Raw genomic sequence first — 16087 nt, 5'->3', positions numbered from 1 at the left:
ATATACTCATTTTCAATTAGTAGTTTGATCGCTTGAATCTTCTGAACTACTTGTTGCACTGGAAGTTTCAGTCGTATCTTTTTTTGACTCATCCGTTGAACTTGGCTGACTTGAACTTGTGCTTTCCGCCGCTTTACTTGAACTCGAACTCGTTGGTAGTGAGCGTTCGAGCGGAGCATCAGCTTGCTCATCGCCAACTGTTATTTGCACAACGACCGAAGCTGGCGTAACACTGGCTACTCCCGCTTGGGTCGGACTCAAGCTGACCGTCTTAGTCGTTGATTCATTGACCCCAGTAACTGAGACTGGGACCCGCAAGCTATTTATCTTATTTAAAGCACTCTTAGTCCCTCGCAATTTGATCGACTTAGTTTCCGTTGAAAGCTGATACGTTTTACCAGGAACGCCGTTATTCTCGGTCACTAATTCTAATTTGACTTCCTTAGTTGCGGTGGCTTGGCTGATCGGTAAATTGACCTTGACCGTTTCTGGCGATAAGCTGACGGGCAAAGGATGCCCTTCTTTATCTAACGCCTGCAATAAAACGGTCCGACCATAATCGCCGTGACTATTTTCAGGTAAATTGAGGTTAGCTACCACACTATCCAACTTATTGATATCGACTTTAGCCCCGGTCACATCGACTGTTTGGGTACTTAGTGACGGGCTGCCCGCCACATAACCATTTTGGATCAAGCTGGTATCATATCTGACCTGGATCGGCATCTTGACCGTCTTTTTAGGCGCGATCTTGACTTTGATCTTTTCAGGCGATAAAGCTACACTCAATTCTTTATTGAAACCGCTCGTCTTTAACTTAACGGTGTGTGTACCTGACTTTAGATCTGATAGATCGGCATAGACTTCAAAATTCCGGGTATTGTCCAAGGCCGTGACCAGCGCACTAGGTCCTGAAATATCAACTTTGACTTGTTCAGGATAACCCGTAACGTAATACTTACTATTGTCAACATTTAAGGTCAACGGCACTTTAAGTGATAACGTCTTAGTCGTCGTCAATTTCGAATTAGCAACTTCTTTATCCGAGATCCGCGTCGTTCCTAGCCTTTGATAGCTAACATAGAAAAATAAGAGCAGTGCAAAAAACAGCGAGAGTAACCGATACATATTTTTAGTACCTAAAATTTTGTCAAATTTCAATGTTTTTGCCCCCTCTTACCAAAGATCTCAGTAAAAAAGCGCGCAACGGCATTCGTCTTTTCTTCTTGTGTTGGTACTAATTCATTATACAAGAGTTTACGATAATCTTGTTGCGTTAGATCACGGATCAATTCATTATTTTTAGTGATCGTCACACCACCAGTCTCTTCGGATACAACGATCGTCAAAGCATCAGTCACTTCGCTGATCCCAACAGCTGCTCGGTGGCGCGTACCTAATTCCTTTGGGATCAAATTACTTTCAGATAAAGGTAAGTAAGCCGCAGCAACGGCGATCCGATTATCTTTAATGATAACAGCCCCATCGTGTAACGGAGTATTAGGGATAAAGATATTGATCAATAATGCCCCGCTGACATCCGCATCCAGTGGGATCCCGGTTTCGATATAATCATCTAGCCCTGTATTCATTTGAACCGTGATCAAGGCACCGATCCGCCTTTTTGACATATATTGGATCGCTTGATCAAGGGCATCGACCAATTTTATCTCGGCTTCATTTTCTTTCTTATTATAGTTAGCAAATAACGACCCACGACCTAGATGCTCTAACCCGCGCCTGATCTCGGGCTGGAAGATCACGATGATCGCGATGATCCCCCAATTGATCACTTGGTCCATGATCCAAGAAACAGTCTCAAGTCCGATATACCAACTTGCCAACTTGATCAAGATAATAACTACGATCCCACGAAAAAGTTGGACCGCTTTGGTTCCGCGTAAGAGCATCATCAGCATGTAGATCACATACCAAACGACCAGAACATCTAGTAAGCTAACTAGATGCTGCCATGAAAATAGATTGCTCCAATCAAAAGACATAATTTCCCCCCTCTGCTACATTTCAACAATTTGTATTATAGCATGGATCACAAACTTTGGGGCAGGGAATACTTACTCACCCAATAATTTAAGATTTCGCTAAATCGAGTCAAAGATTACTCATCGTCCCTGATTTTTGCTACAATAGAGGGCAATAATGGCAGGTGATTTTTATGACAAAAAAATTGACTTGGATCGTTAGGGTCACGTTTTGGCTATATATGCTCTACGTTTACTTGACCGTTTATCGGCAAGGATCGTTTTACAGCTTTCTTTTGCTCAATACATTCCTCGGCTATATTCCGATCGAGATCGCTATGCATATGCACAAAACACAACCTAAACTGATCTACTGGGGGTTATTTTTACTATGGCTTTTATTCTATCCCAATGCCCCTTATGTGATCACCGATCTTTTTCACTTAGCGCGGATGGATCCGTATAATCCCACCAACGGATTAATGAGCTTTGATCTTCATATGTGGCTCAACTTTACCAATCTAGTTGCCAGCGCCTTTGGTTGTGCACTGATGGGGATGTGGAGTTTGGAGCATGTTACCCAGACGCTGCAAGCCCGTTTCAAATTACGAGGCTGGATCCCGCGCACATCGCTTGCTTTGATCTTGACTTTAGCCGCTTCGATCGGGATCTATGTGGGGCGTTTCTTACGCCTTCACACAGCTTATCTTTTTATCGAGCCTGATGCCGTCATCAAGCAACTCATTGCGATGTGGAACCCACGCATGTTGATCTTTGTGATCTTTATGACGATCATTCAACTCATCATTTGGGCTGCGATCGCCATTGGTCGCCAGTTGATCAACCAATATGACAGTCAAAATAAGCTTCTCTAACATAAATGGTTAGCAAAAGACCCAGTATGGTACAAATCATGCTGGGTCTTTTACTACATTCTTATTTTATTTTTCTTCACCGATGATCCGGACCTCAGTCTCCAATCGAACATCGAATTCTTTTAAGATCACAGCTTGAATATGCTTGATCACAGCCAAATAATCTGTCGCTGTTGCTCCACCGATATTCACGATAAAGCCAGCATGTTTTTTAGATACTTGCGCCCCACCGATCGTAAAACCTTGAAGTCCTGCATCGTGGATCAATTTCCCCGTAAAATGGCCAACTGGACGCTTAAAGACGCTCCCACATGACGGATACTCCAGTGGTTGTTTAGATGCCCGCAAGAAATTGAGTTCATCCATCCGTTGCCGGATCTGTTGCTTATCGCCTGTTGCCAATTCAAAGGCAGCTTCTAATACGATATCGTCTTCGGCTTGTAAACGGCTCATCCGATAACCAAATCTTAATTCTTCGTTAGTGTAAGTTTTTAGCTCGCCTTGAGGTGTCACCACGGTAACTTGGGCTAAGACATCCTTGATCTCGCCCCCGTAAGCACCAGCGTTCATAAAGACCGCGCCACCGATCGAACCGGGGATCCCCGCGGCAAATTCCAAACCGGTCAAACCGTGTTGATATGCCACTTCAGTCGTTTCGATCAAAGAAGCCCCAGCAGTCGCGTGAACTTTGTTTCCATCACACCAGATCTCATTTAATTCGGTCAAGATCATCACTAATCCACGGATGCCACCATCTTGGACGATCAAATTGCTAGCATTGCCGATCACGGTCAAAGGCAGATCATTTCCCTTAGCAAATACAACTAAAGCTTGGGCTTGTTTGCCCGTTGTGGGAAATGCTACGATATCCGCTGGCCCACCGGTTTTTGTGTTGGTGTACAAAGATAACGGTTCAGCTAAACGGATCTTGATCTCTGGAAATTCATTTATGATTTTTTCATTTATTGTCATTGTCATGTTTTACACCTTTAAATCTCTTTTATCTTCTTAATTTTACCATTTTTTATTTTGACTTGCGATAGTCCTTGCCTTATCCTTAGGTAAATAAGTTTATTTAATAGTGAGGCGTGCTGATGAAATTTATTTCGTGGAATGTGAATGGCTTGCGAGCTGTTTTAAAGAAAAATTTTTTAGAAGTTTTTACCGACTTAGATGCTGACTTCTTCTGCTTACAAGAAACTAAACTCCAAGCAGGTCAAGTTGACCTAGATCTACCTGATTACTATCAATATTGGAATTATGCGCAAAAAAAGGGCTATTCCGGAACAGCTATCTTCACCAAGAAAAAGCCACTGGCTGTAACTAAAGGACTCGGACTTGCTGAATTCGATCAAGAAGGTCGGGTTTTAACGTTAGAATATGAAGATTTTTATCTCGTAAATTGTTATACCCCTAATTCGCAAGATAAATTAAAGCGCTTGGATTTTCGCCTTCAATGGGAAGCAGCTTTTAGCGATCATCTAACCAACTTAGCAACCAAAAAGCCCGTTATCTTATGCGGCGACCTAAATGTGGCTCATAATGAGATCGACCTCAAAAATCCTAAACCAAATCAAAAAAATGCCGGGTTTAGTATCCAAGAACGCCAAGCGATGACCGCCTTATTAGCACGGGGCTTCACCGACACTTTCAGACACATTTACCTTGATAAAACTGGCGCTTACTCGTGGTGGAGCTACCGGTTCAATGCTAGAGCACGCAATGCTGGTTGGCGGATCGATTATTTCATCTGCTCCAATGCTCTACTCCCCCAAGTAAAGGACAGTCAGATCCTACCTGAGATCTTAGGTTCTGATCACTGCCCCGTAATGCTAGAGACCAATGAACTAAATTAAATTTATCATACTATGAAAGGAAGTTATCAATGAATTTTATTGCTTTTGATTTCGAAACTGCTAATGCTAAACGCAGTAGTGCCTGTTCATTAGCCCTTTCTGTTGTTCGCGATGGTCAAATCGTTGATGAGCTTTATTCTTTGATCGATCCCCAGACTTATTTTTCGAGCTTTAACACTAAGATCCACGGTATTACCGCCAAAGACGTCGCCAATGCCCCAACGTTTGTGGAGCTCTGGCCCCATATCAGTGACTTTTTTACTCCCGATCAATTAGTGGTAGCCCATAATGCTCCATTTGACTGTAGCGTCTTAAACAGGACCCTAGCAGCTTATGATCTAGCGACCCCGAGCTTCATGGTCCTAGATACAGTCAAAACCAGCAAGAAATTTTATCAAGATCTCCCCAACCATAAGCTAAACACCGTCTGTGATAGCCTAGGTATCGACTTAAAACATCACCACAATGCGCTTTTTGACAGTCATGCTTGTGCTGAGATCTTATTGCACCAAGCTAAGGAATTTGGGACAACAAAGTTAAAGCCTTTTGTGCGTCAATACAATAAATAGTAAAAACGTTCAATACCGTATAAACAACAAGGGACCTAGCATGAATTTACATCGTACTAGGTCCCTTGTTGTATTGAATTTTACCCGCTATAAGTTGGCTATCAATTGTTCATAGTGAGCTCCATGTGGTTCAAAGACTAGTGTCCGCTTGTCATCGTCTGTTTCGTCTTTTAACAGCTTGACGACCAAATATTGCGCTGGAAGTTCATCAGCAACAAATTGTGACCACTCGACCACACTGACACCTTCACCATTAAAATATTCTTCTAACCCTAGATCAGCTCCACCAGTATCTTCTAAACGATAAACATCCATATGATACAAAGGCAAACGACCTTCATGGTACTCACGGATCAAAGTAAAAGTCGGACTTTTAACATTTTTTTTGATCCCAAGTCCCTTAGCTAAGCCCTTTGTAAAAGTCGTCTTTCCCGCTCCAAGATCACCATCTAATAAGATAAGATCTTGGGGCTTTAAATATGACGCCAATTTTTGAGCGAGCGCTTGTGTTTCTTCTGCATTACTTACTTGAAATTCCATGTTACTTCCCATCTGCTGCCTGTGCGGCTGTGATCAATGATACTTTGTAGACTTCTTCTTCGTCACATCCCCGTGACAAGTCTGAAACTGGTTGATTCAAGCCTTGTAAGATCGGACCGACCGCTTCAAAGCCGCCTAAACGTTGGGCGATCTTATATCCGATATTACCTGATTGTAATTCCGGAAAGACAAAGACATTGGCTTTTCCAGCTACCGGTGATTCGGGTGTTTTTTTAGCAGCAACTCCGGGTACAAAAGCAGCGTCAAATTGTAATTCACCATCGATCTCTTCTTCGGGTGCTAATTTTTGAGCGATCTTAGTTGCTTCGATCACTTTTTCAACTAATGGTGATTTAGCAGAACCCTTAGTCGAAAAACTCATCAAAGCGATCCGGGGTTCAATATCAAATAAGCGTGCTGTTTTAGCACTTTCAACCGCGATCTCAGCTAGATCTTGGGCATCGGGATCGATATTGATCGCACAATCTGAAAAAATGTATTTTTCATCGCCTCGTAGCATCAAGAAAGCCCCACTTGTCCGTCTGACATTTGGCTTTGTCTTGATGATCTGTAACGCTGGTCGAACTGTGGCCCCAGTTGAGTGGATCGCCCCCGAGACCATTCCATCGGCTTGACCTAAATAAACCAGCATCGTCCCAAAATAGTTTACGTCCTTTAACATCTCGGCAGCTTGCTCGGGCGTATTTTTGCCCTTCCGGCGCTCCACAAAAGCAGCCACTAACTTATCAAATTCTTCTTTAGGATAAGTTTCTGGATCTAAAGCTTGTAAATTTTGTGGTAAAGGCTCACGGCTATGCGCTTGAACTTGTTCTCTAGAGCCTAACACGATCGGCGTCAATAATTCTTCTTTGGCTAGACGAACCGCTGCATTGACGACCCGACTGTCATTTCCTTCTGGGAAGACCAACGTCAGTGTTTGCTTACTTACTTTTTGCTTTAATGTTTCTAAGATCTCCATTTAAAATCCTCCTTTTTGTGACACATTTACGGTCTGTGGCAATTGCCAGTCGATCGGTGTTTCCCCCATTGCCTCTAAGGCTGCATTCGTTTTTGAAAATGGTTTTGAACCAAAAAATCCCCGACTTGCCGATAACGGACTCGGATGTGATGACATGATGACTACATTTTTACTCTGATCGATCAAAGCCAGCTTATTTTGTGCTGCTTTTCCCCACAAGACAAACACAACTGGCATAGGTCGCTTGGACAATTCCTGGATGGCTAGATCTGTTAAAGCTTCCCAGCCTTGACCACGATGAGAAAATGCTTGCCCATCTCGGACAGTCAAGACCGAATTGAGCAATAATACACCTTGCTTAGCCCACTTTTCGAGATAACCATGGTTTACCGGTGCGATCCCTAAGTCACTTTGCAATTCTTTATAGATATTTTGCAGTGACGGTGGGACTTTGACTCCAGGTAAAACTGAGAAACTCAAACCATGAGCTTGATCGGGGCCATGATACGGATCTTGGCCTAAGATCACCACTTTGACTTGTGAAAAAGGTGTCCATTCAAAGGCCTCGAAGATGTGGTACATATCTGGATGGATCGCGTAATGACCATATTCATATTTTAAAAAGTTATGCAGTTTGGCATAGTTTTCCGATTCGAACACTGGCGCTAAAACTTGCTGCCAATCATTATGAATCAATTCTTTCAATATATTACACCTCGCATTAATTTTACCATAACTGAAAAATAATAACACCGTTAGCGCTTACAAGTGCTAGGTGTGTAAAATTTTTACTTTCATGTTAGAATAAAGTCATTAGATAAATTAAGGTGGGATATTATACTATGGTTCAAATTATTGCGTCTGACATGGACGGAACATTGTTAAACGACAAAATGGTCATTTCCAAGCGAAATGCTGCTGCAGTCAAGGAAGCACAAAAACAAGGGGTCCATTTTATCGTTTCAACTGGACGTGCTTATGATGAAGTTAAACCGTTGATCACCGAAGCAGGCTTTAACTGCCCAATGATCACCTTGAATGGAGCCTTTGTTTTAGACGAAGAAGGTAAAGAGATCAGCGCTGCTCCGATCCCAGACTCCATTGCCAAAAAGATCATGTTGACTTTGAAGAAAAATGGACTCTACTTTGAAGTGATCACAGCTAAAGGCGTTTGCTCTGATAACAAGGCTAAACGGATCGAAAATTTTGCTGAATTATTAGCTAGCATCAGTCCTGATACCCCTTATAAATTAGCTGTGACTCTGGCTTCGGCCCGCATGGAACTTATGAATATCAATTACGTTGACAACTATATGGACTTAGTTGATGATCCTAAAACTGTTATCGGTAAGATCGTGGTCTTTAGTCCTGAAGGCCAAAAAGTTTTAGGACCGATCAAAGATGAACTTTCTAAAAATGACAATCTTGTGATCACATCTTCGGGTCCCGGAAATATCGAGATCAACCACGTCAATGCACAAAAGGGTGTCGCACTCCAAGCTTATGCGGATAGCTTGAACATCCCAATGGACAATGTAATGGCGATCGGTGATAACAACAATGACGTCTCGATGCTCAAAGCTGCTGGGATCAGCTATGCCATGGGCAACGGTAGTGATGAAGTTAAGATGTTAGCTAAATACATCACTGCACCTAACACCGAAGATGGCGCTGGGATCGCGATCGAAGAAGTTTTGGCTAAGAAAAATTAAAGTCAATCAGTGCTAGCAAGAGCGAGGTGCTTAATGTGCGCAATCTATATACTCGACGCACCGAACTGTCCAATCGTGGGACCATCCGCGTCAAAGATAGTTCTGGTCGCCTGATCTACCTATTAGTTGGCAAATGGGGCCTTTCACCTGGCGTCTTATCAGTCTATGACGTTACAGGTAAGCGACTAGCCGAGATCAAACAGCGGACCCTGGGCCTTTTTCCAAAATTTGATCTCTATGACAAACGCCACCATGTTGGTTCTTTGCGACGTTATTATGGTATCAGCCATGAAATGCTCTTTGTCAAAGGGCTCAATTGGTTTATCATCGGTAATCTAATGACATTTAACTACAAAGTCTACCATGGACGCCAATGTATCATGACGATCTCAGAAGTTCAAACCGCTACTGGGACTGCCTTAGAATTTCATATTGCTGAACAGGCCGATGAACCGCTATGTTTTTGTATTGCTGCGATCCTCGATCACTGGGCACGTCTTGACCTAAAAGCCAAGAACAAAGCTTACTATGGTAAATTAGCTTGGTGACTTGACACACTGAATGGGTGATAAGAATACAAATTTTTTTACTAACTGTCGGTGGATCATTTTTAGTGCTATGTATTCAATTTTTTAGAGGTAAATGGTTACGTTTGCTGGCTGGTAACACTTTTGGTGACATTTCACCGCTAGCAGCCACTAAAGCTGGTAAACATGTTGCTTTGATCATGCTCAGCTTTGGCTTGGCTTTGATCTTATTAGCTTTTGCTGACTCTAGGACAGATATGTTAAGCCTGATCTTGTTTAGCGTAGGTACGATCTATACTATAAGCTTAGTCATTTTGACTTACTACTTTTGGCTCAAGAGCTGATAAAAAAGAGCATTCGAAATTCTTTAAATTTCGAACGCTCTTTTTTTATCCCAGTTTTGCGACCAATTCTTCTAATTTTGTAGTGATCTCAACGGGTAATTCTTCTTGTGGATGCGTCTTGGTGTAATTATTTACCCAATCTAGACGATCTTGCAAACGTTGGCGTAATTTTTTAGCATAGGCGGTATCATTTAAATCAACCTCATACCCTGGAAGACTTAGATAACTCATCTGTGGTAATGCACCAAATTCAGTCCAATCAGCTGTTTCATTGGCGATCGCTTCTAAAATGCCCAACGTCGTATCTTTATCGATATTTTTACCGTTATACGAATCCGTATTGATGATATAACAATTAGCCTGCTGTTTTTCAAAGAGTTCCTTGAAGTCTTGATAATCCTCTGTCAGCGGATAGACTCTAAATGGGTTAGCAAACGGCTCGATCACTAGCTTATTGCGGGATTCACCGATAACATTTTCCGCCGTCGAACGCTTAGTCGCTAAAGTCAATCCAAAGGTCGCTGCGATCACGGGATCCGATAATTTAACGACTGGTGGCAAACTGTCATCTTTCATGATCCAAAAGATCGAATCAAGTGGTGCTTGTTCACGATCGACCCGATTTTTAGCCGAATAACGTGATTTGATCGTACGACCATTACCGTTGCGCAAGTCATCAGTTACTAAGATCTTCTTGCCCTGCATATCTTGTGTAACTCCAACATTCATTACGGTAGTGAAGTATTCCATTTCTTTTGATCCAGGTAAATAATCACTTGTCTTGTCAAAATATGCTGGTTCAAGCGCGATCGAACTCCCATCCTTACGATCAATGATAAAAGCATCATCGTGTAAGATCGTGATATCATCGAATTTTCCAGCATGTTTGGCATGAGTCAGAGTCGACTTGCCTGAACCAGAAAGACCGTAGAAGGCAAAGACTTTATCCTCTTTATCTTTGAAATGAAATGTCTTTTCCCCTCCATGACATGCAGTATAGCCATTGCGATGCGCTGTTGCCCAAGCAAGGGTCAAAGTTGCCTTTTTTAACTCACCAAAATAGCGTAGCCCTAGGATCGCAGCTACATTATGTTCGGGATCAAAAAGCGCTAAGCCATCTGGATATTGAGGATCATTCCATTCAGGATCACAGTAAAGATAGATATCGTCTTCACTGTACGCTTTAGAAGCTGCATAGCGCTTAGCATACTCTGAATCAAGGATCTGGAAATTCAGTAAATACGATAGCAAATTGACCTCATAACCCTTTGGTACCATCAGATGCGCTTTTAACATGAACTCTTCATCCAAGCCTACGATCGCTTGTGCTTGATAAAATTGACGCTCATTTCCTTGATAGACTGCTTCACGCAAAACGGCCTCTAATTCATCATTATCTACTCCAGGGCGACCTAAGATCTTCCGTGCAGCTGCTGTTCGACCCACGATCCGTCCATGATTATCGACTAACATCACAGCATCTTTAGGTAAACCTAGTTCACTGGTATGCTTGATCGGTTGATCGGTCACGATCGTTTTTGGACTCTTTTTAGCTAGCTCGTATGCCATCTTTAAGTCAGTTACCGCCTGAACATTATTTCCATAGAAGGCAGTCTCAATGATCGTTTTAGTTGGCGAAAATAAGCGATTACGCCCATTTATTTCAGTCGTTTCAAATCTTTCACGTGTACTCATCTTCCGCTACACCCCATTCTCTAAATATTTAGTAAACCTTTAAAAATAGCAATTAAAGCACTTACATTAACAAGAATAGTTTAGCACAGATCGTATCAAAATAGTTAAATTTTATACCTTAAAAAAAGAGTAAGAATTACTTCTCACCCTTTTAAAACTATAAACGTTCTTTTTTATTGATCTTTTGGACATCGATCAGCGGACAGCCGGCATTGTGGCACGAACTACATTCGCTGTTTTTTTGCTTAATGATCCTAGTATACACGACCCATGCAACTAGCCCAAAGATCACTAGACCCAAGATCACCGTTGCGACCATTCTGAATCCCTCATTTCTATTGCTTGTTCTAACGGTTGTGGTTTACTTTTCTTGATAAATAAGCCGTAAACGATCAATGTGATACCTAATAAAACAAGGATCACATTATAGCTTGAATAATCACCACTTGCAAGGACTGAGATCTGATAGATCAACATGGCTGCTAAATAAGCTAAAAACGTTTGGTAACCGATAGCACGCCAAGTCCAACTCGCATCCCCATATTCTTTATGCATTGCTCCGATCGCAGCAAAACACGGCGCACATAACAGATTGAACGCCAGAAAAGCATAGGCTGCCATTGGGGTATAGGCTGCTGTCAAAAGTTGGTCAAAGCGCGCTTGGGTCGGCGGATTGCCAAAAGCCACTTGAAGAGTCGCGACACAATTTTCTTTAGCGATCAAACCAGTCAAGACAGCTGAGACAGCACGCCAATCGCCAAATCCAAGGGGCACAAATACTGGAGCTAATAAGCTTCCGATACTCTTCAACATACTGCTTTCTTGGGGAACTTGTTCTAATCTAAAATTGAAATTCGATAAAAACCAGATCACGACCATTGAAGCAAAAATGATCGTTCCTGCTTTTTGGACGAAACCTTTACTCTTTAGCCAAACATACCGTACGATATTATCTAATCTGGGGAGATGATAAGCGGGTAACTCCATCACAAAGGGCTGAGGATCGCCAGCAAATAAAGCCGTTTTTTTCAAATAGATCCCCGAGCCGATCACAGCAATGATCCCTAAAAAATAAGCCGCTGGAGCAGCTAAACTTTGACCCTTAAAAAAAGTCCCCACGATCAAAGCAATCACGGTCAATTTAGCCGAACATGGCATAAAAGTCGTTAGCATGATCGTCATCTTGCGATCTTTTTCGGCTTCGATCGTTCGGGTCGCCATGATCCCAGGAACTCCACAGCCCGTAGAAACTAATAGCGGGATAAACGATTTGCCCGATAAATTGAAACGCCGAAAGATCCGATCCATCACGAAGGCGATCCGAGACATATAGCCACAGTCTTCTAAGATCCCTAAACATAAAAAAAGCATCATGATCTGTGGCAAAAAGCCGAGCACCGCTCCGACCCCACCGATGATCCCATCAATGATCAGTCCTTGCATAAACGGAGCTACTTGCCATGAGCTAAGCAGATCTGCGGTAAATTTAGGAATATACTCTCCAAATAAAACATCATTTAACCAATCCGATCCAGCTGTTCCAATAACTTGGATCGATAAATAATAAACAGCCCACATGACTCCAAAAAAGATCGGCAATGCCAAAAAGCGATTCGTCACGAAAAGATCGATCCGATCAGAGATGCTCAATGAAAAATCGCCTTCATCGATCACACATTGATCCATAACGCGTGAAATAAAGTCATAGCGGGCATTAATGATAATACTGCTACTCTCATCGTCAAAAATCTTTTCTGCTGTTTGGATCAAGTCAGCGATCGTTTCTCGGCGTTTAGCATCTAACTTCAATTCAGCCCGGATCTGTTCATCGCGTTCAAACAACTTGATCGCGTAAAACCGCAACTCATCTTTGGCTACGATCCCCTGTAACTGGTCTGTTATTTGAGCTAAAGCTGATTCTAACCGGGGATCGTATTTGGGAATGATCTCTGGTGGGGCTTGCTTTTTTTGTATCTCCCCCACTAATATATCGATATTTTTCCGTTTGAGCGCACTGATCTTGATCACTGGGATCCCCAAAAGATAAGCTAACTTTTTCGTATTGATCCGTCGCCCTTGTTTTTTTAAGAGATCGGCCATATTTAACGCCAATACAAGCGGTATCTTAGTTTCTAATAATTGCAAAGTTAAGTATAAATTGCGCTCGATATTGGTCGCATCAACTACATCAACGATCTTCGCTGGTCGTTTTTCCAATAAATACTTACGTGTGACTAATTCTTCTGGTGTATATGGTGATAGTGAATAGATCCCAGGTAGATCTTGTAATAAGATCGCCTTATCCTTTTTTAAATACCCTGCCTTACGCTCGACCGTAACCCCTGGCCAATTTCCAACGCGCTGATTAGCTCCAGTCAAATAATTGAATAAAGTCGTTTTACCACTATTGGCATTTCCGGCTAGTGCTATTTCTTTCATATGCTTATCTCCCTTACCATGATCAACTCAGCTTCCGATCGACGTAAGGTCAGCTTATAGCCCCGTAACAAGATCTCGAGCGGGTCGCCTAATGGTGCTGTGTTTACTAGAGTAACTAAAGTATTTTGCGTCAATCCCATATCCATCAGGCGCCGCTTTAATTCTTTTTTACCACCTATCTTGGCAACTAAACAGCTTTGTTTTAAATTCAACTGGGAAAGCGGCTTTAATTCTTGCTCCGCTAGCTCATTAACACTTAAAACCTCAATACAACTTGCAATACTATCACTTAAAGCTAGACGTTGCCCTTGAAAATGGATCATAGCCCCATTGGCCTGCATATTTTGAGTGATCACTGTTAAAACTTTACCTCGCACCATCCCCATCTCGCTGAGACGTTTTTTCAATTGATGCTCCGCCGTCACTTGAGCTACGACATATTTGCCCCGCGTCATTACTTCAGATAATTTTTGCATTATCTCACCCCCCAATTCTAATTGAGAATTATTTTCAATTACAATTTAAAAATAGCATAATTCCGCTTTCATTTCAAACAAAGACCTGTAAAAATAGCGTACTATCAGCAGATAGTACGCCATTAACTAAAAGAATAATTTAGCAGCCCCAGCGGCTAAGATCAATAATACGATCGAAGAGATCAAAGCTGCTGTAAAGACGCTTTTACCACGTTTAGCAATCACCGCAAAGTTGACCGACATTCCTAAAGCAGCCATTGCCATTCCCAAGAAAATATAAGCTGCTTGAACTAAACCATCGATCAAAACTTGAGGTAACGGAATAAAAGTTCCAATGATACTTGAGATCAAGAAACCAGCCATAAACCATGGAATTGGTAATTTTTGTTTTCCAGTAGTCGTTGTGCCCTTAGCTTGATTTCTTTTAGCAAGTAGTTTTTGATACCAAATACCGATCAATAACGCTACGGGAGCTAACAATAAGACACGTGATAGTTTCATGATCAAAGCATCATCTAAACTAAGTGTCCCCCCAGCTCCACCAGCAGCAACGGCATGGGCGATCTCATGTAGTGAGCCCCCTGCCATGATCCCAAACTGCGACTGTGTCATATGTAATACTGGCTTTAATCCGATCTCGATCAAAGTAAATAAAGTCCCCATCACGCAGACCACTGCGATCGCTAAAACTTCATTTTCTCGCTTAGTCTCTTCATCAACACCATCACCGGTGATCTGTGGTGAAACACCCATAACAGCAGCCGCGCCACAGATACCACAACCGGCAGCTGTTAAGATCGCTAAATCACTTTCCGCTCCAAAACGTTCACAGAGATAATACGTTAAACAGATCGTCACGGCAACTAAGAAAATAGCGATCAAGATCGTTTTAACACCAGCCTGAGCTAATTTCATCAAATTGAGTCTAAACCCTAACAAAATGATCCCTAGCCGTAAAAATTTATTAGAAATAAAACCAATCCCTGTTTTGGAAGCATTGATCCAACTAGGTTTAACTTGTAAAGCCATCCCTAATAACAAGGCGATCACTAATGTCCCGACTAATTTTAACCCTGGCAGTTTAGCAAGTAACACCCCTAATACAGCACAAGCTAGCGTTAAAACCGCAGCTTGCCAAAAGGAACGTGTTTTAAGTACTTTCAACATTCTCACTCCTATATGGTAATATTTATTGTATATATTAGCCTAAAAATACTAGCTTTATTTAAAAAACTTGGTAATACTAGATTCTTAAACAAAGCATCATAATTTACACCAACATTAACATAATAAATTATAACTAATTTTTTTGCACGAAAAAAGGCTAGATTTAATATCTAGCCTTTAAAATGATACCGGTGATCGGGGTCGAACCGATACGTCCTCAACGGACACTGGATTTTGAGTCCAGCGCGTCTGCCAATTCCGCCACACCGGCATAATTAAATTTTATTAGTTACCTTATATTAAGCCAACAAAAGGCGGTAACCGGATTTGAACCGGTGATAAAGGTTTTGCAGACCTCTGCCTTACCACTTGGCTATACCGCCATTTCAAAAGGAACAAATCCCTAAACTGGGGTAGCTGGATTCGAACCAGCGCATGAGGGAGTCAAAGTCCCTTGCCTTACCGCTTGGCTATACCCCAATCAAAGGGCGATAGGTGGGAATCGAACCCACGCGTGCCGGAGCCACAATCCGGTGCGTTAACCACTTCGCCACTATCGCCATCATGGCAGGGATAGTAGGAATTGAACCCACACCGACGGTTTTGGAGACCGTAGTTCTACCTTTAAACTATATCCCTATCATAAAAAATGGAAGGGAGTGGATTCGAACCACCGAACCCGAAGGAGCGGATTTACAGTCCGCCGCGTTTAGCCAGACTTCGCTACCCTTCCATGGTGGCGCGGGACGGAATCGAACCGCCGACACAAGGAGCTTCAATCCTTTGCTCTACCAACTGAGCTACCGAGCCACAACAATATTTAAAATGCAATCAATAATTGCAACGGTCCTAACCGGATTCGAACCGGTGATCTCCTGCGTGACAGGCAGGCGTGATAACCCCTACACCATAGGACCATAATTATA

Annotated in this window: 17 protein-coding genes and 8 tRNA genes; 6 read left to right on the top strand and 19 right to left on the bottom strand. The window is 42.3% G+C overall.

Going from position 1 to position 16087, the window contains the following annotated elements:
- Positions 1-12 precede the first annotated feature (12 nt).
- Positions 13-1161, bottom strand: coding sequence for a CdaR family protein (locus tag FC30_RS07450; protein ID WP_010688079.1), 1149 nt, complete (start codon positions 1159-1161; stop codon positions 13-15).
- A complete protein-coding gene (cdaA, locus tag FC30_RS07445) occupies positions 1158-2003 on the bottom strand; it encodes a diadenylate cyclase CdaA (RefSeq protein WP_010688080.1) in 846 nt (281 codons plus the stop codon). Before cdaA ends, FC30_RS07450 begins: the two co-directional genes overlap by 4 nt.
- Positions 2004-2176: 173 nt before the next feature.
- Between cdaA and FC30_RS07440 the strand changes: the two genes are divergently transcribed.
- Positions 2177-2857, top strand: a complete 681-nt coding sequence (locus FC30_RS07440) for a DUF1361 domain-containing protein (protein WP_010688081.1) — start codon at positions 2177-2179, stop codon at positions 2855-2857.
- A gap of 66 nt (positions 2858-2923) precedes the next feature.
- On the opposite strand, the gene murB is transcribed toward FC30_RS07440, so the two are convergent.
- Positions 2924-3829 (bottom strand): UDP-N-acetylmuramate dehydrogenase, encoded by a 906-nt coding sequence (murB, locus tag FC30_RS07435; protein ID WP_029507262.1) that lies wholly within the window; start codon positions 3827-3829, stop codon positions 2924-2926.
- Between the two features lie 122 nt (positions 3830-3951).
- Here murB and FC30_RS07430 point away from each other — a divergent pair, with 122 nt between their 5' ends.
- Together FC30_RS07430 and FC30_RS07425 are read left to right on the top strand one after the other, a co-directional pair.
- Complete coding sequence (locus tag FC30_RS07430) at positions 3952-4713, top strand: exodeoxyribonuclease III (RefSeq protein ID WP_010688083.1); 762 nt, start codon at positions 3952-3954, stop codon at positions 4711-4713.
- A gap of 29 nt (positions 4714-4742) precedes the next feature.
- Positions 4743-5282: a 3'-5' exonuclease gene (locus FC30_RS07425; protein WP_010688084.1), complete on the top strand. Its 540-nt coding sequence runs from the start codon at positions 4743-4745 to the stop codon at positions 5280-5282.
- 87 nt (positions 5283-5369) lie between these two features.
- Here the strand turns inward: FC30_RS07425 and tsaE are convergent, their stop codons facing one another.
- The 3 genes from tsaE to FC30_RS07410 are packed head-to-tail and all read right to left on the bottom strand — an operon-like array spanning position 5370 to position 7506.
- On the bottom strand, positions 5370-5822 hold the full coding sequence (gene tsaE / locus FC30_RS07420; protein WP_010688085.1) for a tRNA (adenosine(37)-N6)-threonylcarbamoyltransferase complex ATPase subunit type 1 TsaE: 453 nt from the start codon (positions 5820-5822) through the stop codon (positions 5370-5372).
- 1 nt (position 5823) lies between these two features.
- Positions 5824-6801, bottom strand: a complete 978-nt coding sequence (gene pta / locus FC30_RS07415; protein WP_010688086.1) for a phosphate acetyltransferase — start codon at positions 6799-6801, stop codon at positions 5824-5826.
- Entirely contained in the window at positions 6802-7506 is a 705-nt protein-coding gene (locus tag FC30_RS07410; RefSeq protein ID WP_010688087.1) for a uracil-DNA glycosylase, read from the bottom strand. It lies immediately after the preceding gene.
- Positions 7507-7643: 137 nt separating this feature from the next.
- Between FC30_RS07410 and FC30_RS07405 the strand changes: the two genes are divergently transcribed.
- The 3 genes from FC30_RS07405 to FC30_RS07395 all read left to right on the top strand — a co-directional run bounded on the left by FC30_RS07405 (position 7644) and on the right by FC30_RS07395 (position 9384).
- A complete protein-coding gene (locus FC30_RS07405; protein WP_010688088.1) occupies positions 7644-8513 on the top strand; it encodes a Cof-type HAD-IIB family hydrolase in 870 nt (289 codons plus the stop codon).
- Positions 8514-8548: 35 nt separating this feature from the next.
- Complete coding sequence (locus FC30_RS07400) at positions 8549-9061, top strand: LURP-one-related/scramblase family protein (protein WP_010688089.1); 513 nt, start codon at positions 8549-8551, stop codon at positions 9059-9061.
- Between the two features lie 65 nt (positions 9062-9126).
- Positions 9127-9384, top strand: coding sequence for a hypothetical protein (locus FC30_RS07395; RefSeq protein ID WP_143828558.1), 258 nt, complete (start codon positions 9127-9129; stop codon positions 9382-9384).
- 45 nt (positions 9385-9429) lie between these two features.
- On the opposite strand, the gene FC30_RS07390 is transcribed toward FC30_RS07395, so the two are convergent.
- The 13 genes from FC30_RS07390 to FC30_RS07335 all read right to left on the bottom strand — a co-directional run bounded on the left by FC30_RS07390 (position 9430) and on the right by FC30_RS07335 (position 16078).
- On the bottom strand, positions 9430-11079 hold the full coding sequence (locus tag FC30_RS07390) for a phosphoenolpyruvate carboxykinase (ATP) (protein WP_010688091.1): 1650 nt from the start codon (positions 11077-11079) through the stop codon (positions 9430-9432).
- A gap of 157 nt (positions 11080-11236) precedes the next feature.
- Positions 11237-11398, bottom strand: a complete 162-nt coding sequence (locus tag FC30_RS09370; RefSeq protein ID WP_010688092.1) for a FeoB-associated Cys-rich membrane protein — start codon at positions 11396-11398, stop codon at positions 11237-11239.
- Entirely contained in the window at positions 11383-13518 is a 2136-nt protein-coding gene (feoB, locus tag FC30_RS07385) for a ferrous iron transport protein B (RefSeq protein ID WP_010688093.1), read from the bottom strand. Before feoB ends, FC30_RS09370 begins: the two co-directional genes overlap by 16 nt.
- On the bottom strand, positions 13515-13994 hold the full coding sequence (locus tag FC30_RS07380) for a ferrous iron transport protein A (protein ID WP_010688094.1): 480 nt from the start codon (positions 13992-13994) through the stop codon (positions 13515-13517). Before FC30_RS07380 ends, feoB begins: the two co-directional genes overlap by 4 nt.
- 126 nt (positions 13995-14120) lie before the next feature.
- Complete coding sequence (locus tag FC30_RS07375) at positions 14121-15161, bottom strand: YeiH family protein (protein ID WP_010688095.1); 1041 nt, start codon at positions 15159-15161, stop codon at positions 14121-14123.
- Positions 15162-15347: 186 nt separating this feature from the next.
- A tRNA-Leu gene (locus FC30_RS07370) sits at positions 15348-15432 on the bottom strand.
- 41 nt (positions 15433-15473) lie between these two features.
- Positions 15474-15544, bottom strand: a tRNA-Cys gene (locus FC30_RS07365).
- Between the two features lie 25 nt (positions 15545-15569).
- Positions 15570-15641 (bottom strand) — tRNA-Gln (locus FC30_RS07360).
- Positions 15642-15648: 7 nt separating this feature from the next.
- A tRNA-His gene (locus FC30_RS07355) sits at positions 15649-15721 on the bottom strand.
- A gap of 5 nt (positions 15722-15726) precedes the next feature.
- Positions 15727-15800: transfer RNA gene (locus FC30_RS07350), tRNA-Trp, on the bottom strand.
- Positions 15801-15811: 11 nt separating this feature from the next.
- Positions 15812-15894: transfer RNA gene (locus tag FC30_RS07345), tRNA-Tyr, on the bottom strand.
- A gap of 1 nt (position 15895) precedes the next feature.
- Positions 15896-15971, bottom strand: a tRNA-Phe gene (locus FC30_RS07340).
- Positions 15972-16005: 34 nt separating this feature from the next.
- A tRNA-Asp gene (locus FC30_RS07335) sits at positions 16006-16078 on the bottom strand.
- Positions 16079-16087 lie beyond the last annotated feature (9 nt).

This window comes from Ligilactobacillus animalis KCTC 3501 = DSM 20602 (genome assembly GCF_001434535.1).
GTDB lineage: Bacteria > Bacillota > Bacilli > Lactobacillales > Lactobacillaceae > Ligilactobacillus > Ligilactobacillus animalis.
Note: the sequence above shows the minus strand (reverse complement) of the source record. Positions and strands in the feature narration are given on the sequence as shown.